This is a genomic window from Nonomuraea lactucae (assembly GCF_003313395.1).
Lineage (GTDB): Bacteria > Actinomycetota > Actinomycetes > Streptosporangiales > Streptosporangiaceae > Nonomuraea > Nonomuraea lactucae.
In genome coordinates, this window is sequence record NZ_QNFZ01000253.1 from 1 (window position 1) to 20,539 (window position 20,539).

20 protein-coding genes and 2 pseudogenes are annotated in these 20,539 nt (G+C 69.1%); 15 read left to right on the top strand and 7 right to left on the bottom strand.

What is annotated here, in order from left to right:
- On the top strand, window positions 1-471 hold a 471-nt coding region (locus DQW85_RS15960; RefSeq protein WP_476703602.1), incomplete at its 5' end, for an NsdA family TPR-like regulatory protein.
- A 631-nt stretch (window positions 472-1,102) separates the two neighbouring features.
- Here the strand turns inward: DQW85_RS15960 and DQW85_RS15965 are convergent.
- Entirely contained in the window at window positions 1,103-1,309 is a 207-nt protein-coding gene (locus tag DQW85_RS15965; RefSeq protein WP_113701098.1) for a hypothetical protein, read from the bottom strand.
- Window positions 1,310-2,385: 1,076 nt separating this feature from the next.
- On the opposite strand from DQW85_RS15965, the gene DQW85_RS48215 reads away from it, so the two are divergent.
- Together DQW85_RS48215 and DQW85_RS47645 are read left to right on the top strand one after the other, a co-directional pair.
- Window positions 2,386-2,574 (top strand): tetratricopeptide repeat protein, encoded by a 189-nt coding sequence (locus DQW85_RS48215; protein ID WP_420819164.1) that lies wholly within the window; start codon window positions 2,386-2,388, stop codon window positions 2,572-2,574.
- A 30-nt stretch (window positions 2,575-2,604) separates the two neighbouring features.
- The gene (locus DQW85_RS47645; RefSeq protein WP_275888207.1) at window positions 2,605-3,027 is read left to right on the top strand and encodes a tetratricopeptide repeat protein; all 423 of its coding nucleotides are present in this window, start codon (window positions 2,605-2,607) and stop codon (window positions 3,025-3,027) included.
- 160 nt (window positions 3,028-3,187) lie between these two features.
- On the opposite strand, the gene DQW85_RS15975 is transcribed toward DQW85_RS47645, so the two are convergent.
- Window positions 3,188-4,075 (bottom strand): alpha/beta fold hydrolase, encoded by an 888-nt coding sequence (locus tag DQW85_RS15975; protein ID WP_113701099.1) that lies wholly within the window; start codon window positions 4,073-4,075, stop codon window positions 3,188-3,190.
- Between the two features lie 86 nt (window positions 4,076-4,161).
- Between DQW85_RS15975 and DQW85_RS15980 the strand changes: the two genes are divergently transcribed.
- Window positions 4,162-4,641, top strand: a complete 480-nt coding sequence (locus DQW85_RS15980; RefSeq protein ID WP_113701100.1) for a MarR family winged helix-turn-helix transcriptional regulator — start codon at window positions 4,162-4,164, stop codon at window positions 4,639-4,641.
- 157 nt (window positions 4,642-4,798) lie between these two features.
- On the opposite strand, the gene DQW85_RS15985 is transcribed toward DQW85_RS15980, so the two are convergent.
- On the bottom strand, window positions 4,799-5,422 hold the full coding sequence (locus tag DQW85_RS15985) for a TetR family transcriptional regulator (RefSeq protein ID WP_113701124.1): 624 nt from the start codon (window positions 5,420-5,422) through the stop codon (window positions 4,799-4,801).
- A 151-nt stretch (window positions 5,423-5,573) separates the two neighbouring features.
- Here DQW85_RS15985 and DQW85_RS15990 point away from each other — a divergent pair, with 151 nt between their 5' ends.
- Together DQW85_RS15990 and DQW85_RS15995 are read left to right on the top strand one after the other, a co-directional pair.
- Window positions 5,574-5,987, top strand: a complete 414-nt coding sequence (locus tag DQW85_RS15990) for a nitroreductase family deazaflavin-dependent oxidoreductase (RefSeq protein ID WP_205315158.1) — start codon at window positions 5,574-5,576, stop codon at window positions 5,985-5,987.
- 684 nt (window positions 5,988-6,671) lie between these two features.
- Window positions 6,672-6,860 (top strand): annotated as a pseudogene (locus DQW85_RS15995) (IS5/IS1182 family transposase); the annotation flags it as partial.
- Between the two features lie 66 nt (window positions 6,861-6,926).
- Here the strand turns inward: DQW85_RS15995 and DQW85_RS16000 are convergent.
- Window positions 6,927-8,276, bottom strand: a complete 1,350-nt coding sequence (locus DQW85_RS16000) for a carotenoid oxygenase family protein (RefSeq protein WP_113701102.1) — start codon at window positions 8,274-8,276, stop codon at window positions 6,927-6,929.
- Window positions 8,277-8,396: 120 nt separating this feature from the next.
- Here DQW85_RS16000 and DQW85_RS44530 point away from each other — a divergent pair, with 120 nt between their 5' ends.
- Entirely contained in the window at window positions 8,397-8,708 is a 312-nt protein-coding gene (locus DQW85_RS44530) for a hypothetical protein (protein WP_162795032.1), read from the top strand.
- Window positions 8,665-8,913 (top strand): annotated as a pseudogene (locus tag DQW85_RS16010) (hypothetical protein); the annotation flags it as partial. The gene DQW85_RS44530 and the pseudogene DQW85_RS16010, both read left to right, overlap by 44 nt.
- 73 nt (window positions 8,914-8,986) lie before the next feature.
- On the opposite strand, the gene DQW85_RS16015 reads toward DQW85_RS16010, so the two are convergent.
- Window positions 8,987-9,559: a TetR/AcrR family transcriptional regulator gene (locus DQW85_RS16015; protein ID WP_113701125.1), complete on the bottom strand. Its 573-nt coding sequence runs from the start codon at window positions 9,557-9,559 to the stop codon at window positions 8,987-8,989.
- A 100-nt stretch (window positions 9,560-9,659) separates the two neighbouring features.
- Between DQW85_RS16015 and DQW85_RS16020 the strand changes: the two genes are divergently transcribed.
- From DQW85_RS16020 to DQW85_RS16050, 7 genes are all read left to right on the top strand, one after another.
- Window positions 9,660-11,093, top strand: a complete 1,434-nt coding sequence (locus DQW85_RS16020; protein ID WP_240197212.1) for a fumarylacetoacetate hydrolase family protein — start codon at window positions 9,660-9,662, stop codon at window positions 11,091-11,093.
- The gene (locus DQW85_RS16025) at window positions 11,090-11,620 is read left to right on the top strand and encodes a DUF2867 domain-containing protein (protein WP_113701104.1); all 531 of its coding nucleotides are present in this window, start codon (window positions 11,090-11,092) and stop codon (window positions 11,618-11,620) included. Before DQW85_RS16020 ends, DQW85_RS16025 begins: the two co-directional genes overlap by 4 nt.
- Window positions 11,617-12,072 (top strand): DUF6463 family protein, encoded by a 456-nt coding sequence (locus DQW85_RS16030; RefSeq protein ID WP_113701105.1) that lies wholly within the window; start codon window positions 11,617-11,619, stop codon window positions 12,070-12,072. The genes DQW85_RS16025 and DQW85_RS16030 overlap by 4 nt, the downstream gene beginning before the upstream one ends.
- Before the next feature lie 949 nt (window positions 12,073-13,021).
- Window positions 13,022-14,242 (top strand): GGDEF domain-containing protein, encoded by a 1,221-nt coding sequence (locus DQW85_RS16035; protein WP_240197216.1) that lies wholly within the window; start codon window positions 13,022-13,024, stop codon window positions 14,240-14,242.
- Between the two features lie 617 nt (window positions 14,243-14,859).
- Complete coding sequence (gene ettA / locus DQW85_RS16040; RefSeq protein WP_113701107.1) at window positions 14,860-16,524, top strand: energy-dependent translational throttle protein EttA; 1,665 nt, start codon at window positions 14,860-14,862, stop codon at window positions 16,522-16,524.
- Window positions 16,525-16,936: 412 nt separating this feature from the next.
- Window positions 16,937-17,320, top strand: a complete 384-nt coding sequence (locus DQW85_RS16045; RefSeq protein WP_113701108.1) for an acyl-CoA thioesterase — start codon at window positions 16,937-16,939, stop codon at window positions 17,318-17,320.
- Window positions 17,317-18,570 (top strand): MFS transporter, encoded by a 1,254-nt coding sequence (locus DQW85_RS16050; RefSeq protein ID WP_113701109.1) that lies wholly within the window; start codon window positions 17,317-17,319, stop codon window positions 18,568-18,570. Before DQW85_RS16045 ends, DQW85_RS16050 begins: the two co-directional genes overlap by 4 nt.
- A gap of 50 nt (window positions 18,571-18,620) precedes the next feature.
- On the opposite strand, the gene DQW85_RS16055 is transcribed toward DQW85_RS16050, so the two are convergent.
- Both DQW85_RS16055 and DQW85_RS16060 read right to left on the bottom strand, forming a co-directional pair.
- On the bottom strand, window positions 18,621-20,135 hold the full coding sequence (locus tag DQW85_RS16055) for a glycoside hydrolase family 13 protein (RefSeq protein WP_113701110.1): 1,515 nt from the start codon (window positions 20,133-20,135) through the stop codon (window positions 18,621-18,623).
- 16 nt (window positions 20,136-20,151) lie between these two features.
- Window positions 20,152-20,532 (bottom strand): globin, encoded by a 381-nt coding sequence (locus tag DQW85_RS16060; RefSeq protein WP_113701111.1) that lies wholly within the window; start codon window positions 20,530-20,532, stop codon window positions 20,152-20,154.
- Between the last annotated feature and the right edge of the window lie 7 nt (window positions 20,533-20,539).

Here is a 20,539-nt window from a genome sequence, read left to right on the forward strand (position 1 = left end):
CGCGCCGCCCGGCGGCACGGACGCGCCCACGCCCGCCGGGCCGCCGCTCTGGCGCTGGCCCAGTCCGAAACCCTGCTCGGCCAAGCCCACCCCGACGACGGCGACCCCTCCTGGATCGACTTCTTCACCCACGCCCGGCTGGCCGCCGATGCCACCGAGATCCACCGCGACCTGCAGATGCCGCACATGGTGATGCGGTTCGAGGCGATGGCCACCATGCCCGCCCTCACCTACACGCGCTCGGCTGGCATGCGCAACGCCATCGTCGGATCCGCCCACCTGCAAGCCCGCCGTCTGGACGAAGGACTCCAGCACGGGCACCGCGCCGTGGACATTCTCTCCCGCGTCGCCTCCACCCGGTCGCTCACCTACGTCAACGACCTCCTCCACGCGCTGGCCCCGTGGGACGCAGAAACCTACGTGCGCCAGTTCCGCCACCGCGTACGCCACGAGCTCCGCATCCCCGCATAGCGCCACGCGCCCGCAAGCGCGCCCAGTTCCCCGGCCGGAAGGACCGTGCGTCCAATCCTTCACCGGTCACGGGCCCGCGACTGACGCCGGCAGTGGCGCTCGAGCTGTCAAAAGTGCGGGCAGGGGCGCTGATTGGCGGTCCAGGGGCTGTCGCTGCGTGCCGGTATCGCTGATAAAAGCCCTGGGCATGCGCGTACTGCCCTGTGGTGTACCAGGTCAGGCCCGGGTGACGGGTCTCCAGCGCGCGCAGGGACAGCGTGCCGAACCCGCAACAGTGCCACTCGGGCGAGAAGCTGATCTTCTTCAGCAGGCCGACGCCGCAGGGCTCGCAGATCGCATACTGGACACGCCCGAGCGAACCATTTCCATCGGCGGCGATCGAGAACTCAGACGACACGGTCGGCCCGTCATCCGCCCCTCGACGACGGCCGGGCGTGGCGACGGCCCGCGCGATCACCTCTGCTCGGGCACGGCTGGCCGCCTCGTACAGGCTCCACCCCAGATCGGTGTCCAGCTCGGCGATCGTGATCTCGCCCCAGCCCGTCACCTCGACGGTCTCCTGCGCCAGGAGAGCAGCCAGACGGGCCTTCCACACCTCAGCGAACGCAGTCGGCCCGCGATGCTCACTGTCCTACTCGGTCACCGTCTGCTGGAAGGCCTCACGGACGATCGCCTGCATCGCCCCCCGCCGCACCCGCCGCTCGACGTCGTCGTCCTGCGACACGCCCACGGCCATCTCCCGGATCCAGGCGACCAGGCCGCGCAGACCCGTCGGCCGCTGGGGCGCCGCTTCCGGCCACGACTCGGGAAGAGGCTTCCACAGCAAGCGCACCAGCATGCCAGCACCGTAACCGGCGAGGAGTTTCCCGCAGTGAGGTTTGCCGAGTCGGTCTGAACGGTCCGGTGCCTGCTGGAGTTCGGAGGCGCTGTTGGCGTACGACTCCGGCAGAGACGGTCCGACCGGCGTACCGCAGCGAGCTACCGGCCGGATCGCCCAGTCCATTCGGGATTTCTACAACAGTTACCTCTGATACTGACCAGACGCCCCAACAGCCCCAAACGTTGTCATCGCCGCCGCTCTCCCATCGGTTCCGGCAGCGCGCCGGACCATGGCGCGGCTAGCCTGGCCCCGATCCGAATTCCAAATCCGGCAGATCATCGCAAGGGTCCTTATGGCGCGAGGATGGCGGCATGACAGCGAGAACATCGGCTGTGACTCGGTGGATCGGACGCGCGCTAGCTGTGGTACTGCCCGTCGGAATCGCGGTGGCCTGCAACCAGATCCTCGACGAAGGCCAGTGGAGCTGGTCGTGGACGGGTATTGCGGTGGCACTTGCCGCGGCCTGCACTCTGATCACGTATTGGCGGAACCGGCGGCGTGCCGACCCGACCACGGCAGCGCCGGTCACAGTTGCCGAGTCAGACGGTCAAGTCGTAGAGGCTGGCACGACCAGCGGGAACATCGACCAGATCCGTGGCGTCACCGAAGCCGTTCGCCTGCGTACAACCGTTGCTCCGATCCCTTCAGCCGCAGCGACCAGTCTCACGGAGACGACGCCGAATGCGGGGATGCCCGTCTCCGCTTCCGCCGCTGGGAAGCCAGTGAGCCGCCTTCCAGTCCCGGCGAGCAGCGGGTCATCGGGGCACAGGTCGGTGGCTCTATCACCCAGATCGACGGTGTGGGCGGCGATGTGACCATCGAGCGGACATGAGCGCCATGCCCTCCAACGACGGGAATCAGCCGCCCTGCTGGAGGTGTTCAACACCCGCATCCCGCACGGTGCCTACGTCTGGGCCGCGCGAGCTTCCGTCGAGACCCTGTTAGAACAGACCGACGCCCTGTATGCCCTCACCTACGCGTCCGGCATCCCACAGCGCCTACTTATACTGCGCGGCTAGGGAAGCCGATTCCTGATCGAGCTTGCCGACATTGCCCGGGCCGTTCCCCTGCTGGAGCGTGCACTGGCCGACCGCGAGCGGATCCTGGGGAACGACCACCCTGACACCCTGTCCTCGCGCAACAACCTCGCCAACGCCTACCTTGATGCAAGGGACCTGCGCCGAGCCATCCCGTTACTGGAGCGGACACTGGCCGATTGCTAGCGGATCCTCGACGACGACCACCCCACCACCCTGTCCTCGCGTAACAACCTCGCCGAGGCCTACCGGACGACAGGCGACTTTGGCCGAGCCGTCCCCCTGCTGAAACAGACACTGGCCGACAGCGAGCGGGTCCTGGGCGACGACCACCCCACCACGCTGACCTCCCGTAGCAACCTCGCGCATGCCTACCGACAAGTGGGGAACTTGGGCCGGGCCATTCCCCTCTACGAACGGACGCTGGCTGATCGCGAGCGGATCCTGGGCAACGACCACCTCGACACCTTGACCGCCCGCAACAACCTCGCCTATGTCTACAGAGCGGTGGGAAGCTTCGGCCGAGCCGTCCCCTTGCTGAAGCGGACACTGGCCGACTGTGAGCGGATCCTGGGCAACCACCACTCGCTGACCGCTGCGGTGCGCGCCCAGCTGGACGGACTCGATGGCGTTGTGTGACACAGAAGTTGCATTATCTGTCACACCGGCCCTCAGCGGATCGTGTCCGCCCGGTTCGCCGTCCGCCGCCGCCGGGGCGTACGTAACCCCGTACCTGCTCACCGCCTACGGCCCGGTCACCGCCGTCCAGCTCGGCCGGGCGACACGTTGGAAGCTCCCATTAGGCGGCGTCGACGCTTCCCGCGAAGCCGAGAATGGCCTTCGCCAATTCTTCGGGGGCCTCCATTGCGGCGTAGTGGCCCACGCCGTCGAGGGACACCGCGCTGATATCCGTCGACGTGACCTGAGACATGGTGCCGGACGTGAAGGGGCCTCCGCCGGCGCCGACCGCGAGCACAGGTACCCCCAGCGCTCGAGTCTCCGCGAGAGTCTTGATTTCGGCGCCTTCCCGCAGCATCGACTGATACAGACCGATCGCTCCGCGCCAGCCATCAGGGCGTGAGTAGGTGCGGGCGAACTCCTCGATGTCGGTCGCGGTGATCGCTCCCTGGACCGCGGTCATGGCCGGGAAGGCATATTGCCCGAGGAATTCGCGTTCGCGGCCGGCGAGCAGCATCTCGGGGATGCCCGGCGCGGCGAGGACGCCGATGTGCCAGGCTCCGCCGTGGGTGACGTCGGCCAGTCCTTCCAGCCCGAACCCGGCCAGACCCATCTCGATGGCGGTGAAACTGAGCACGTCCTGAGGCTGGGTCGCGGCTAGGCGGAAAACAGTCCCCCCGCTGATGTCCTGCCCAGTCAGGTGCACGGGGCCGACATTGAGGTGCGCGATCAGCTGGTGCAGGTCCTCAGCCGAGGCCGTGCTGTCGTACTCGCCCGGCTTGTTGTCCGAGTCGCCGAAGCCGCGCAGGTCGACAGCGAAGACGCGGTGGCCGGTCGCGAGCAGCGGGATGAGCTTGTGGAAAGCCCACCAGGTCTCCGGGAACCCGTGGACCAGAAGAATCGGCGACCCGGTGGTTCCCGCGGCGACATAGTGCAGAGTCGTACCGTTGACCTCGGCGCGGTGGTGGGTGATCCCCGCAACCGTGCGGCCGGCTGGTGTGACGGTCATATCTCTCCCCAAAATTCGACACCCTGACTGTCTAATAATAGACACCATGGCTGTCGTTCGTCCAGGCGGTGTAATAGTCTTCTCGCATGTCTCGCTCTGGCGCCGATCTCGCGCTGTTGCTGCTCGGGGGCTTCCGCACACTCGTGGACGCCGCGACCGCAGAACTGGCCCGGCGCGGCCACGAGGACGTGCGCCCCGTCCATGACTTCGCCATCCGGGCAATCGCCGCGGGCGCCGACACCGCTTCGGAACTAGGCCGTCGCCTGTCGATCACCAAGCAGTCAGCGGCGAAGACCATCGCGGTGCTGCAGGAGCGCGGCTACGTGGCCCGCGACACGGACCCGCTCGATGCCCGCCGCAAACGCCTGCAAATCACTGCGCTCGGCCTCGACATGCTGCGACAAGGCGAGACGATATTCGACGAGCTGCGCGATCAGTGGGCCCAGCAGATCGGCATCGCCGAACTCGAGAACCTCGAGACGCAGCTGGCAGCAATGGTGGATGCACAGCCCGTGCGCTTCGATACGCCCGGCTGGCTTACCCATGACCTCGGCGAGCCGGTTTAAGCGAGGTGACGGCGTCGCCTGTCGCACCGCCAGCAAGGTTCGTCTGCGGGTAGTCAAGAGCGGCATCCCGATCCAGACACATCGCCTACGGCAGGTATTCAGACGGTTCCAATAAGGCCCTCCGCTCGCCGGGTAGCCCCGGCGAGCGGAGGGCTGATCAGGCTAGGTCGGCCGGGTGGTCAAGGCCGGCGGACAGCAGGCCGAACGCCTGCCCGATCAGCTCGGAGTCCGGCGCGTCACGGCCAGTGGCGCGCCACGCGTTGACCGCCGCCGGCACCGCGCACAGCGTGACCGAAGCCACCAGATACGGCCGCGGATCAACTGCCGGGTCGACGCCCATCCGGACGCCGATCAGCCGCGCGACCTCGTCGAGCCGGGCAGCGGCCCGCTCGACGCACGCGGCCATCAAGGCCGGGCTGGCCGAGATCAGGTCCTGCATGCGCAGGTAGCGGACCCGGTCCGAGTCGGTCGTCTCGCTCTCGTAGGCCCGTGCGACCTCGACTGCGGCCCGCCGCATCGCGATCAGCACCGGCAGGTCGGCCGGTTGCGCGGCGAATCCCTCCAGTGTCGTCGTGATCTGCTCGTCCGCGAGCGAGAGCGCGACGTCCTCCTTTGAGGTGAAGTACCGAAAGAAGGTCCGCGGCGAGACCTCGACCGCCTCGGCGATCTGGTCGACCGTGGTGGCGTCGAAGCCGTTGGCGCAGAACATCGAGTAGGCGGCGTCGATCAGCGCCTCGCGTGTCCGCTGCTTCTTCCGCTCGCGCAAGCCGGGCTTGTCCACGGCGCCAGAGTACGCCATGGCAACACCGCCTGCCAAATGTCATGCTCTGCCTTTTTTCAGTTGACGGCAGATGCCAGTGTCTGCCAGTATGACGCGAATGCCGAAGCCTCCTCCTCCGCCCACCTCCCCTTACTGGAAACTCCAGCGTCAGATGGCGCGCCTGCACAAGTTCTTGTTCCGCGCGACGCGGGGCAAGCTGGGAGGCACCTTCCTGGGCCCGCCCGTGCTGCTGCTCAACCATGTCGGTCGCAAGTCCGGACAGGCCCGGACCAACCCGGTGCTCTACCTCGACGACACACCCCGGCTGGTCATCGTCGCGTCGAAGGGCGGCGTAGACGCCCACCCGGCGTGGTTTCACAACCTGATGGCGATGGCGACCACCGAGGTCGAACTGCCCGGCGGCGAACGCCGCCGGGTCCGTCCACGCCTCGCCGAAGGCGAGGAGCGGGCGGCGCTGTGGGGACGACTGGTGGCGATGTACAAGCCGTACGCCGACTATGCGACCTACACCGAGCGGCAGATCCCGGTGGTCGTGCTCGAGCCCACCTCTGAGCTTCACATGTAAATCCGCCGCACAAGCCATACTGGACATTCCGGTGAACGGCGACCCGGCCTGACAAGCGCCCCATCCGCGGCTGCGGCCTCCGTGTGACGAGGGCCGGAGCGTTCACCGCGGGATGAGGCCGGGCCGCTCAACCCGTGATCGAGGGTAGCGGGGTCGGTCACGCCGCCAGGCCGAGGTCGAGGCGGCGGCCCATGTCAAGGTCGATCGTGCCGTACAGGTTGGCGTTGGACCAGAACAGGGGCGAAAGGCCGCGTTTGTCGGCGTCCGTCAGGCGCTGCTGCTAGACGGGGTCCTTCAGGACGGATTGAACCAGCAGGGTGTTGATGAATTCTCTGAACTACTGAACTGAATCTGTGCGCGTGCACCCGGCCGATGAGACACCATGGAGTCATGCACGCGGCTTCAAAGCGCAACAACCGCAAGGGAAAGCCCTTGCGGTTTCGGCTTTGGTGCACGCTCTTCGAGGTAATCACACTCGTAACTGCGCTGCTTGCTGAACTCATTCTCGGTCAGCCATCAGCCTGGGGGCGTCGCGTTCTGCGGCTTCAGCTCCCTTTCCCTGCTCTCCTCGCATAAGAACCTCTTCCACTGCCATGGGCGCGGGGAGGAGTCACGCGCGCTCTGCTGGGAGGGCTTTAAGGGGTCACGCGGATAGGCGTGTGTGATCGGGTTCAGACGTAACACAGGCACGGAGTCGAGCGGACGAACGCCTGGCATAACGCCTTCACCCGCCTGGCCCGCTGTTACGAACGACGAGCGCAGGTCGTGGAGGCATTCTTCGACCTCGCCGACGCCGTCATCACCGTCCGTAACCTGACCCGCCGAGCCTGGCACACTCACCGCTGGGGCGCTCGACTCCATCGACGCCGATGACCGTCACCTATCCGCGCGGCCTTTAAGCTGAGGATCACTGAGAGCAGCGAACGGTACCCCCAATGCTCAGGCCGGGATCCAGTTGCCGTGAAAGCCGGCCGGGACGCGGACCGGGACATACACCTCGGCCAGTGGCGGCGCAGCCAGGTCGGCGGCATCCAGGATGGCCAGATAGCTGCGGTCGGTGGCCCGGTCGTGGGCGAAGGTCATCAGGTAGCCGTCGTTCTCCCCTGCCGCGCCCGCCGCCACGAACACCGCCTCGCCGCAGGTGTGCCCGGCCGGGAAGCGGTGCACCGCCCGTACGCCGCCGTCGGCCAGGTCGTAGGCGTAGATCTCCGACCGCTCCGGCTCGGCCTCCAGAGCGAAGCTGGTGGTGTAGCCGTAGCGGTGCGGCAGCCCGATCGCGCTGTCGGCGACACGCGGGTACTCGCTGGGCGCGTCGTCGATGGGGGCCTCGGCGACCGTGCCCGTGCGGGGGTCCAGGGTCCAGCGGTGCAACCTGGGCAGGCCGCCGTCGACGTCCTCGGGGCCGCCGCGCCACATCGACGACACCCGGGTGCCGGTGACCGTGATCGTGCCGGTGGCGGGGTCCTCGAAGGCGTTCATGGTGTGCCAGACGTAGCACGGCGCGATGTCGAACCAGCGTACGGGCGCGTCGTCGCCGGCCGTGCGGGGCAGGACGCCGAACCTGGCCTGGTGGGCGTCGTCCCAGCGCCATGGCGGTGCACCGGCGGCGGCCTGGGCCGCGTCGAAGACGACCGGCAGGTCCAGGAAGACCACGTGATCGCGGGTGACGGCGAAGTCGTGCATCATCGTCGCCCGCGGCATGTCGATCACCCGTGTCTGCACCACCTTCCCCGCGGCGTCGGCGCGGTAGTACGTCAGGTACGGCGGGCGCAGCCGGTAGCCGAAGAACAGCAGTTCGCCGGTGATCGGGCAGGTCTTCGGGTGCGCGGTCATCGGTGTCTCCAGCACCCCGTCGAAGGTGTAGGCCCCGATGGTCGCCAGGTCGGGCGTCACCTCGTACGGGAAGCCGCCCTCCTCCAGCGCGAACAGCCTGCCCGCGTGCGCGATCAGGTGCGTGTTGGCTGTGGTCACCCGGTAGTCGATCCGGCCCGTGCCGGGATCGAAGGCGAGGGCGAACCGGGACTCGCCGGGGTGCTCGTACAGCGGCGTGCGGACGTACCGGTTGCGGTACCAGCGCGCCCGACCGCCGTCCAGCGCGATCGTGTGGATCATGCCGTCGCCCGCGAAGGAGTGCGGCGACCAGCCGGTGCGCGGGTTGGGCCCGTTGCGGAAGAACTGGCCCGACAGCTCAGCGGGGACCTCGCCCGTCACCTTGGCGGGCTCCAGTGTCAGCTCCTCCGCGACTGGCGCGTTGTTGCCCGCGAGATGCAGCGGGACGGTCTCGGCCATGGTGGATCTCCTGTCAGCGTGGTTTGGGGACGCCGACAACCATGCGCGGGAAAATCCGCGAAGAACAGTCTTGTTTCGCCGGACGCCGTCAGCCGCCCGGCATACGCGCAGGCCAGGGCGGTGCGAGAAACTTCGGCGGCAGGCTCAGACGGAGGTCGTGACGAGGCCGCAGCGGGCACCCGGCTGGGCGTGGTCGCCAGCCGGGTGCCCGCGCTCAGCCGGCTGGGCGTAGTCGCCCAGCACCGAGGCCAGACGGCGCGGTGGGTGGGCGTGGCGACGGCGTGGCGGGCGCGGCCCTCGCCGGTGAGGCAGACGAAGATGCCGTGGCGGTCGGCCTGGCAGATGCACCGGCTCACCAGCCCGGCCCGCTCCAGGCGGGCGATCAGGCGCGACAGCGCGCTGGCATATCGAGCGGACGAACGCCTGGCATAACGCCTTCACCCGCCTGGCCCGCTGTTACGAACGACGGGCGCAAGTTGTGGAGGCCTTTTTCGACCTCGCCGACGCCATCATCACCGTCCGTAACCTGATCCGCCGCGCCTGGCACACTCACCGCTGGCACGCCCGACCCATCGACGCCGATGACCGTCACCTATCGGCGCGACCTCTAAGGGATACCCGCAGTAGGGGCCGGTGAGGGGGCGTCCAGCAAGGAGGCGGCCACTGAGTGCGGCCACTGAGGGTGGCCCGCACGGGGGAGCTGGGGTAGCTCAAAAATCGTGTACGAGCCCGGGCAGCAGGGCGCGGACCGTGGCGTGGACGGCATCGAGGTCCACCGCCTCGGGAGCGACCCGCCACTGGGCGTGAACACCGATGACGGCCCCCACCAGCAGGACCGTGAACGCCTCCGGGGCCGTTCCCGGAGGTAGCGCCTCTGCCGGTATTCGGGCCTGTACGGCCTGCCGGAGTGCCGCGTGGAGCCGCGCGTAGTGCTCGCGGATCGGCGAGTCGACTTCCACGGCCTCGGCGAGCAGGGTGATGAACAGACGCGTGACAGGCAGGCGGACGAAGCCCATGACCTGGTCGAGCGGATCACCGGGGCGCTCCCCGGCGGCCGAGGCGAACCCGGTCAGCACGGCCTGGAGCTGATCGTCGACCACCGCTTCCAGCAGGCCCAGTTTGTTGCCGAAGTGCCAGGGGATGGAGCCGCGGCTGATGCCGGCCTTGTCGGCGATGTCGATGAAGCTCGTCTGCCGGTATCCCTTCTCGGCGAAGAGCTCGGCGGCGGCTTCCACCAGCAGCCGGCGGCTCTCATGAGTCCTCTCGACGCGTCGCGTGGCCATGCGGTCCATCTAACCAGGTATGCCGATCGACAGAGCGAATGTTGACCGATATAGCCTATGCTGGCCAACATAGAAACGAGGAGGTTCTCCATTGCGTTGGGTGACCTATGCGACGGACGCCGGAGACCGCGTGGGGGTGATCGGCGAGGACCGGATCCACCCCGTCGCCCAGGGCGTCAGCCTGGTCGAGCTCATCGGCCGGGGCGCGGGGGGACTGCGGGCGGCCGGGGAGGCGGCCTTGGCGTCGGCGGCGCGGACGGTTCCGCTGGCGGAGGCCAGGCTGCGTGCGCCGACTCCGCGCCCGCCCTCGGTCCGCGACTGCCTGTGCTTCCTGGACCACATGCGCAACTGCCGGCAGGCCACCGGCTCGCCCCGCACGCTCGAGGACGCCTGGTACCAGATCCCTGCCTTCTACTTCGCCTGCCCCTCCACGATCGTCGGCCCGCACGACGATGTGGCGATCTCGCCAGGCAGCGCGTGGTTCGACTTCGAGCTGGAGATCGCCGCCGTCATCGGCCCGGGCGGCCGGGACCTCACCCCGGAGCAGGCCGAGGAGCACATCATCGGCTACACGATCTACAACGACTGGTCAGCGCGCGATCTGCAACTGCGCGAGACCCCGCTGGCGATCGGCCAGGCCAAGGGCAAGGACGGCGCGGCCACGCTCGGGCCGTTCCTGGTCACCCCGGACGAGCTGGAGCCCCACCGCCGCGACGGGAGGCTCGCCCTGCGGGTCGAGGCGAAGGTCAACGGCAGGACCATCGGCTCGGGCCGTACCGACGCCATGGACTGGAGCTTCGGCGATGTCATCTCTTACGCCTCGCGCGGTGTGGATCTGCTGCCCGGTGACGTGTTCGGTTCGGGCACGGTGCCCGGCTGCTGCCTCATCGAGCACCTGTCCCTCACCGATCCGGCCGCCTTCCCCGGCTGGTTGCGGAACGGCGACGTCGTCGAGCTGACGGTCGAAGGGCTGGGCCGTACCCGCCAGACCGTCCGCGCGTCCGACGCGCCGTACCCGCTGACGCCCCGGCACAACCCCGACCGGCGGCCTCCACGCCCGCGCGTGAACCACGCACCGTCCAAACTGCCCTACACGCGCGGCCTGCACGAGGTCGGCACGGGTGTGTGGGCCTGGCTGCTGCCCGACGGCGGGTACGGCCGGAGCAACGCGGGCCTGGTCGCGGGCGAGGGCGCCTCCCTTCTGGTCGACACCTTGTTCGACCTGCCGCTGACGGCCGAGATGCTCGGCGCCATGCGTGCGATCACTGATCGGCACCCTCTCACCCGCGCCGTCATCACCCACGCCAACGGCGACCACACCCACGGCAACCAGTCGCTGGGCGACCAGGTCCAGATCATCGCCGCGTTCGAGGCGGCCGAGACGGTGGACCTCGGCGAGTACGCCACCTGGCTGGACGCCGAGCGGATCGTGGTCAACATCCACCGCCGCTACCGCGAACGCGACCCCTCCAACACACCCGAGCTGGACCAGATGACGCTGATGGCCATGATGGCGGAAAGGGAGCTCTCGTGAGATTGTCGAAGACCGCCCATACCTCCCACCCGTGGCGCATCCACCAACTCGCGAGTGACTTCTCGGTCGAGGACGTGTGGTCGTTCCGCACGCCCGGAGCCGGGCCCGACGACTTCCCGACGATGCTCGCGGCGATGCGGGCTACCGGCGGACTCGTGAAACAGCGGGTCGCCTCGCTCCGCGACCGCCTGCCCAGCGACGTCCGCGACGCTTTCCGCGGTCCGGACAACGAGAGCATGCCACTCAAAGCGGTCTACGAACTCGACATGGAGGCCGCACGCGAGCTGGCGAACCAGACCGTGCACACCCTGATGCATCTCGGCTGGGTCCATGGAGCGAACGGCGACCATGAGCTGCGGATGGCCGTCCTCGTCAAGCCCAACGGATGGTTCGGGCGGCTCTACATGGCCGCCATCGCGCCTTTCCGATACCTCATCGTCTACCCAGCCCTGACCCGGCAGTGGGAACGAGCGTGGCGCGACCGCAACCACGCGGAGGCGGAGTATCAAGAAGGGACGTCACGATGAACTCCAGAAAGCGGCTGCTCCGCTGGGCGAGCGGGATCATGCTCGTGCTGGGCACGGGGCACCTGTCCCTGCTGGCGCTCGCCGCCTGGGAGGACATTACCGGCTGGGTGGATCGGGGGCTGTGGGCAGCCGTCCCGCTCCAACTGACAGACGGGGCCGCCGTTCAGACGGTGGAGTCCCTTCAGAACAAGGTCACCTTCTGGGCCGGTCCGGGAAGCTTCGCCGTGCCCCTTGTTCTCCTGGGTTGCCTGACATGGCACCTCGCCGGACGTGGAGTGGCTGTGCCCGCCGGAATCGGCTGGGGTCTCGCGACCTGGTGTGCGTTAGGCGGCGTCCTTCTTGTGCCATCCCCGTTCTTCGCCGGGATCGTCTCCGGGGCACTCATCATCTTGGCAGCGCGGAAGGAAGACCGGCCGGGACCATCCCGAGACCGGGAGCCGGACCTGGCGTGATCCGCCCCACCAGTGGCGGCGGTAGGGAGCCCGGCGGAGTCCTGGACGTCCAGGATCTCGGCGGTCTCTCCGCCGCTGTACGGGGGCGGTGCTGGACGGCGGCGCTGTACGGGGCCGCTGTACGGGCCGCCACATCTTGTGGGTGCCTGACCGCACCTCTTCAGCTACGACCTTGCCCGGCCGGGTGACGGCGGCTCGATCCGCTCAGCCCGGCACTGCCTGAGGAATTTTCCGCGCACCCGATCCGGCTGCCGCCCGGCGTCGCCCACCCTGCGGCGAGGCGCTGGGACGCGTGGCATCCGGTCGGAGTGGCGGGGGTCGAGGGCCTAGAAGCAGGTGCCGGGCGTCGGGAAGCGGGGCCGGTCGTGGCGAACGTGGCGTGGGGGAGTGGGGTCGGTCCGTCGGGGTGCGGCGAGTGCGTGACCGCCGGGAGGGGTGATCACCAGGGATGACTGCCGGGAGGTGACTGCCGGGAGGTGATCGCAAGGGAGGGGCCGCCAGGGAGGGGCCGCCAGGGGGTGACTGCAGGAGCGCGCCTTGACTGCGGATGAGGGAGGAGGAGGGGGCATCGGCCGTTCGGGATCGTGTGCTCGGTTGGCCGGTGGCACACGGTGCGGCCGATGATGCTGCCGGTGTCAGACGGCTAGATCTCTGTCAGGTGGATCTCTGTCAGGTCCAGATCACGCCCCGCACCATGGCTGCTCCTTTCCGGCACGGTCCGCTCGTGAAGTGAGCGGCCTCCATTCGTGGACCACGACATACGGGTGGCCCCGTTGCCCCAACGTAGCGGTTCCCATCGCGCAGCGCACACTCCGCAATTATTGTGTTACATATCGTTAGTCAGGGAGGAGACGTGATGGCTGCCTCCGGTCACCCTTCGATCACGCCTCGCGACAGTGTGTCAACACTGGTCAGCCGATGGCCGTTGCTCGGGCAGCGTCGCCCGTTGGTGGTCTATCTCGTCGGGATCGCGGCTGTGGACATCGCCGCGATCGCAGGATTCGCGACGGCGACCGAGTTCCGCTTGGCGGACGCGGTGACGTTCGCCGCTCTCATGGCGTGCGGCGTGGCCTGTGTCGAGGCCACCAGGCGCCTCGGCGTCCCGGCGGGTGTCTCCCGTGACCTCCTGTCGGCGTGGTGGCTGCCGGTGGCGCTGCTGCTGCCGCCGCTCTACGCCCTGCTCGCGCCGATTGTGATGCAGGTGCTGCTGCAGTGGCGGGTCCGTGCCACGGTGCTCCATCGCCGGGTGGTCACGGCGGCGGCCATCGGGCTGGCGGGATGCGCCGCCTCCGTGGCGTTCCATTGGCTGGTGTCCGAGCCGTGGCTGGTCTCAGGCCCGTCGGCGCTGTCGCGGGGGGAGAGCGGCGCGATCGCGCTCGCGGTAGCGGCGGCCGTGGTGTTCGCGCTGCTCAACACGGCTCTGATCGCGGTCGCCGCGCACACCGCCGACCCCGAGCTGCCGTGGCGAGAGGTCCTGTGGGACAGGGAGAGCGTGCTGCTCGACGTCGTGGAGCTGTGCCTGGGCGTCAGCGTGGCGGTCGCGACTAGCCTCAACCTCGCCCTGCTGATCATCGCGCTGCCTCCGGTCGTGCTGCTCCAGCGCAGCCTGCTGCACGCCCAGCTCCAGGCGGCCGCCCGCACCGACCCCAAGACCGGCCTGCTCAACGCGGCGGCCTGGCAGCGCGAGGCCGACACCGAGATCGTCCGCGCCCGTCGCACCGGTGAGACCCTGGCGCTCCTCATCATCGACATCGACCACTTCAAACGCGTCAACGACCGCCATGGTCACCTCGTGGGCGACCAGGTGCTGGCGGGTGTCGCGACGACCCTGCGCACCCAGTTGCGCGACTACGACGTGGTGGGACGCTTCGGCGGCGAGGAGTTCGTGGTCCTGCTTCCGGGGGCCGACCTCCACGAGGCCCGCCAGGTCGCCGAACGGCTCCGCAACCGCATCAGCCACATGGCGGTCGCCGCCGACGACGCCATGATCACCGTCACCGTCTCGGCGGGGGTCGCCATCATGAGTGTGCACGGAGACGACCTCATCGAGCTCCTCGCCGCCGCCGACCTCGCCCTCTACCGGGCCAAGGAGCTCGGCCGAGACCGCATCTGCATCCCCGCCGTGCAGCCCCCGCCCCCGCAGATCCCCGAAGCCCCTCCAGCCGCCTGACCGACCACCTCGCCGCCCTCTCTCACAACCGACCGTCCAGTAGCCCTGAGTGGTTCCAGGTGTCCGGGTGTCTCGGGTGTCCGAGCGTTCGGTTGTCCGGGGGGCCGGGTGTCTCCTCCAGGTGTCCCGGTGTTCCAGCGTCCGGACGGCCTGATGTCTCGGTGTCTGGGTGTCTGGGCGTCGTCCAGGTGTCCGGGCGTCTCAGCGCGCCGCGTCATCCGCCGGCCGCTTCAGTGGCCCACGTGTCGTGGAGTTCCTCGGGGGTATCCGGTGACTCTCCGGTCGGCGGGTCAAGGGGTGCGCGGAGCCGGGCTCCAGGGGTCGGTGGGTGGCAGGCGGCCCGCAGCGGGCACGGCGGCGTGTCCTCGCATCCGACGACGTCGCGTCGGGGTGGGCGTGGCAGGGCTGTGCGTGTCAGGTGAAGGTTGTCGTGTTCGCTGTTGTGCCGGGCCTCGGGGGGACTGGTCCTGTCGGGGTCGGATCGTCGGGGCGAGGGTCACGCCACGGAGGGTTCGGCGTCCGCGATCGCTACAACCCCGTCACCTGCCTACGGGTATCTCTGAGGCCGGACGCGGGGGCGGCGGAAGCCAGGCTTGGGAGCCCCTAAGCTAGATGACATGCCGGAGTACATCTACACGCTGCAGCGCGTGCGCAAGGCGCACGGCGACAAGGTTGTCCTTGACGACGTCACCCTGTCGTTCCTGCCAGGCGCCAAGATCGGCGTTCTGGGCCCGAACGGCACCGGAAAGTCGACGCTGCTCCGGATGATGGCCGGCCTGGAGCAGCCGTCCAACGGTGAGGCCAGGTTGATGCCGGGCTTCACGGTCGGCATGCTCCAGCAGGAGCCGCCGCTCAACGAGGAGAAGACCGTCCTCGGCAACGTGCAGGAGGGCGTCGCCGAGACGATGGCGATGCTCGAGCGCTACAACGCGATCGCCGAGCAGATGGCCACCGACTACAGCGACGAGCTGCTCGAGGAGATGGGCAAGCTGCAGGATCAGCTCGAGCACCGCAACGCGTGGGACCTCGACAGCCAGCTCGAGCAGGCGATGGACGCTCTGCGCTGCCCGCCGCCCGACGCCGAGGTGACCAAGCTGTCCGGTGGTGAGCGCCGCCGGGTCGCCCTGTGCAAGCTGCTGCTGGAGGCCCCCGACCTGCTGCTGCTCGACGAGCCCACCAACCACCTCGACGCGGAGAGTGTGCAGTGGCTGGAGCAGCACCTGGAGAAGTACGCGGGCACCGTGCTGGCCGTCACCCACGACCGCTACTTCCTCGACAACGTCGCCGGGTGGATCCTCGAGCTCGACCGGGGCCGTGCCTTCCCCTACGAGGGCAACTACTCGACCTACCTCGAGGCCAAGGCCCAGCGGCTCAAGATCGAGGGCCAGAAGGACGCCAAGCGCAAGAAGCGCCTGGAGGACGAGCTCGAGTGGGTTCGCTCCAATCCCAAGGCTCGCCAGACCAAGAGCAAGGCCCGCCTCCAGCGCTACGAGGAGATGGCGGCCGAGGCCGACAAATACCGCAAGCTCGACTTCGATGAGATCCAGATTCCGCCGGGCCCCCGTCTGGGCACCACGGTGATCAAGGCAGACGACCTCACCAAGGGGTTCGGCGACCGGCTGCTCATGGAGAAGCTCACGTTCGACCTGCCGCGCAACGGCATCGTGGGCGTCATCGGCCCCAACGGCGTCGGCAAGACCACCCTGTTCCGCATGATCACGGAGAGCGAGACGCCGGACGGCGGCGCCATCGTGGTGGGCGAGACGGTCAAGATCTCTTACGCCGACCAGAGCCGTGGCGGCATCGACCCCAACAAGAACGTCTGGGAGGTCGTCTCCGACGGGCTCGACCACATCAAGGTGGGCAACGTCGAGATGCCGTCCCGCGCCTACATCGCGGCGTTCGGCTTCAAGGGCCCCGACCAGCAGAAGAAGGCCGGTGTCCTGTCGGGCGGCGAGCGCAACCGGCTCAACCTCGCGCTCACCCTCAAGCAGGGCGGCAACGTCCTGCTGCTCGACGAGCCCACCAACGACCTCGACACCGAGACCCTGTCGTCGCTGGAGAACGCCCTGCTCGACTTCCCGGGCTGCGCCGTGATCACCTCGCACGACCGATGGTTCCTCGACCGCATCGCCACGCACATCCTGGCGTGGGAAGAGGGCTCCAACTGGTTCTGGTTCGAGGGCAACTTCGCCGACTACGAGAAGAACAAGATCGAGCGGCTGGGCGCCGACGCCGCCCGCCCGCACCGGGTCACCTACCGCAAGCTGCACCGCGACTGATCTCCCGCCGGGGAGGAGCCGGTCTCCTCTTCAATCTCCTTTTACGGCAGGCACGCGAAGGCGCCGACCGCCGCACGGGGTCGGCGCCTTTCGCAGGGTTACGCTTACCGGGCGCACGGTGCCGGCCGCCGTTACGTCGGCTTCTTGGCCGTCCAAGGGGTTCCCCTGCGGTCGTTGGCCGGCCAAGGGTTCCCTCCCTCCACTCCTTGGCCCTTTGAAGGGGCCGTCTGCGGTCTTTGCCGTCACCGAAAACGGTTCCCCTGCGGTCCTCGGCCCTCTGACAGGTGTGCGGGCTCGGCGGTCCATGGGTCTGGCGCCTGCGAGGCCACCCTGGGGCAAAGGGGGCGGCGATGGGGCGGGTAGCGTGGCGCGCGTGCACAATTCCCTCGCTCAGCGGCACATCTTCCCCCGAATGGTGCGGTTCGCCGACATAGATTCGCTCGGACACGTGAACAACGTCCGGTTCTTCGACTACCTGGAGGACGCCCGCCTCGGACTGCTCCACATCGACCCGTACAAGGCGGGTGACACCCCCTTCAAGGGGCTCGTCATCGCCCGGCACGAGATCGACTACCGGCGCCCGCTCGGCTTCCGTCCCGAGCCGGTGCGGGTGGAGACGTGGGTTACTGAGGTGAGGCCGGTCAGGTTCACGCTGAAGTACGAGATCCGCGACGACGACGAGGTGTTCGTGACCGCCATGTCGGTCGTCGTGGCCTACGACGTCGAGCGAGCGGCCCCGCGCAGGCTGACGGAGGACGAGGTGGGCTACCTCAAGCGGTTCATGATCCCTGCATGAGCACGCGGCAGCCGTCCGGGCGGCGGTGGCTGATGCTCGGGCTGGGGATCAACGCGCATGCCTGCGTCACTCTGGGGCTCTTCGGGCTGCCGCTGGTCATGCCCGACGTCCAGCGCTTCTTCGGCGTCTCGCTCCCCGTCGCCGGGATGATCGCCAACGCCCCGGCCATCGGCATCCTGTTCGCGCTCGTCCCGTGGGGGGTGCTGGCCGACCGGCGTGGTGAGCGGCTCGTGCTCGGCCTGGGCGTGGGGCTGGCGGGCGTGTTCTTCGCGGGCGTGGCCCTGGTCACCGAGGTCTGGGCGGTGATCGCCCTGCTGGCGCTCGCCGGGGCGGCGGGCTCGGCGGCGTTGGTGGGCGGCGGCCGGATCGTGCTGCGCTGGTTCCGGCCGCCCGAGCGCGGCGTCGCCATGGGGCTGCGGCAGGTCTCCTACACGCTCGGCATGGCGGTCGCCGCCTTCGTCCTGCCGCCCGTCGCGTGGGCTCACGGCGTCCAGGGCGTGCTGCTCGTGTGCTCCACGACGAGCCTGGTCGCCGCCGTGCTGGCCGCCCTGTTCCTGGCCGGGCCGCCGCTGCGGGTCTCCCGCGCAGGTACGGCACCCGCCGTCTCGCCGTACCGGCAGCCCGCGCTGTGGCGGGTGCACGCCACCAGCGCGCTGCAGCTCGTCGCGCAGGTCGTGGTCGGCACGTACGGCGTGACGTGCCTCGTCGAGGTCTACCGGTGGGACGGCGTGCGGGCTGGGCAGCTCTTCGGCGTGGCCGCGATCGCCGGCGCGGCGGTGCGCATCGCGGTGGGACGCTGGTCGGACAGGACCGGCCTGCGCATGGCGCCGCTGCGCAGCCTGACCTTCTGCGCCCTGGCCGTGCTCGTCCTGCTCGTGGCGGGCGCCGTCACCGAGTCGTGGCTGGGGCCGGTGATGCTCGCGGCGGCCGCGATGATCACCGTCGCGGGGAACGGCCTGGCCTACCTGGCGGCGGGCGAACTGGCCGGTCCGGGCTGGGCGGGACGGGTGCTCGGCACCCACAACACGGTGCAGAACGTCGTCGCCCTGGTCATGACCCCGCTGGCGGGTGTGCTGATCACGAGCACGGGATACTGGGCCGGGTTCGCCGCCGGGCTGGTGTGCGCGCTGCTCTCGCTGCCCGTCATCCCCTACCGCGGCGAGCGGAGCGTCCACGGCGAGCGGAGCGTCCGCGGCGAGCGGAGCGTCCACGGCGAGCGAAGCGCCCACGACGGGTCCCGGCCACCGTGACCGCCCCATGACCGCCCCATGACCGCCCCATGACCGCCCCGACGGCTGGGCTATGAGAGCAGCCAGGCCGCGGTGTCGGGTGGCAGCAGCCGGTCCTCCGGCAGGTGGCCGCTCGCCAGGACGACCCGGTCGTGCGAGGGAAGCGGCACCGGCCGCAGGCCGCAGTTGAGTACGCAGATCAGCGACCCACGGGAGAAGAAGAGCGCGTCCTCGGGTGAGTCGAGCCACTGGATGGTGTGCGGGATCGAGCCCACCAGCTCCCGGCGGCACGCCAGCGCCCTGCGGTAGAACTCCAGCGTCGAGCCCGGGTCGCCGGTCTGGGCCGCCACGCTCAGCGCGGCGAACTCCGGAGGTTGCGGCAGCCACGGCCGTATCCCGTCGGGCGCGAAGCCGAGGGAGGCGCCGCTGTCCGACCACGGCAGCGGCACGCGGCAGCCGTCACGGCCGGGGATCTTTCCCTCCGACTGGAGGAAGACGGGATCCTGCCGAGCCTCCGGGGGAATATCCTTCACCTCGGGGAGGCCAAGTTCCTCCCCTTGGTAGAGATATGCACTACCGGGGAGTGCAAGCATCGTGACCAATGCCGCTCTTGCCCGGTCGAGGCCGGTGCCCGCGTCGGCGGTCTCGTAGCGGGTGCGGTGCCGTACGACATCGTGGTTGGACAGCACCCACGTGGCGAACGGCACGGTCGCCAGAGTGTCGTCGATGACCTTGCGGAACGCCGTCGCCGACCAGGGGGCCTGCAGCCAGGCGAAGTTGAAGCTCTGGTGCAGCTCGTCGGGGCGCACGTATCGCGCGAGGTCCACCGGGTCGTCGGTCCACACCTCGCCGACGGCCATGCGCTCGCCGGGGAAGGCGTCGAGCAGCTTGCGCCACGCGCGGTAGACGTCGTGCACCTCCGGCTGCCCCCACACCGGCGAGACCGCCGTGAACGACTGGTCGTCGACGTCCGGCAGGCCCTCGGCCTTGTACAGGCCCATGGCCACGTCGATGCGGAATCCGTCGACGCCCCGGTCGAGCCAGAACCGCAGGATGTCGAGGAACTCGGCGTGCACCTCGGGATTGCGCCAGTTGAAGTCGGGCTGGCCGGGGGCGAACAGGTGAAGGTACCACTGCCCGCCGGCCACCCGCGTCCAGGCCGGTCCGCCGAACGTGGACTGCCAGTTGTTCGGCAGGTCGGGCGAGGAGCGGAAGACGTAGCGGTCGCGGCCCTCGCCGCGCAGCGCCGCCTCGAACCACGGGTGCCGGTCGGAGCTGTGGTTGGGCACCACGTCGACGATGACCTTCAGCCCCTGCTCGTGGGCGTCGGCCACCAGCGCCTCGAAATCGGCCAGCGAGCCGAACAGCGGGTCCACGCCGCGATAGTCGGCCACGTCGTAACCGCCGTCGGCCATGGGGGAGGGGTAGAAGGGCGTCAGCCAGATCGCGTCGACGCCCAGCTTCCGGAGGTACGGCAGGCGCTCCCGTATCCCGGCGAGATCGCCGACGCCGTCTCCGGAGGCGTCGGCGAAGCTGCGTACATAGATCTCGTAGACGACGGCGTCGCGCCACCAGGGGATAGCCATGAGGCGGTCATGCCCGCTACGCCGGTGAGTTCACCAGGCTATGGGCGGCGTAAACGAGATAGTCCCAGAGCCGCTGCTCCAGCTCGTCCGGGAGCCCCAGCGACTCGACGCCGTCGCGCATGTGCCTGAGCCAGGCGTCGCGCTCGGCCTCGCCGATCACGAACGGCATGTGCCGCATGCGCAGCCTCGGGTGGCCGCGCTCCTGGCTGTAGGTGTTGGGGCCACCCCAGTATTGGATCAGGAAACCCCGCAGCCGGTCTTCAGCACCCGTGAGGTCTTCCTCCGGATAGAGGGGACGCAGCAGCGGGTCCTGCGCGACCCCCTCGTAGAAGCGGTGCACGAGGCGCCGGAAGGTCTCCTCGCCCCCGACGGCGTCGTAGAAGGAGGTCTCAGTCACGGTCTCA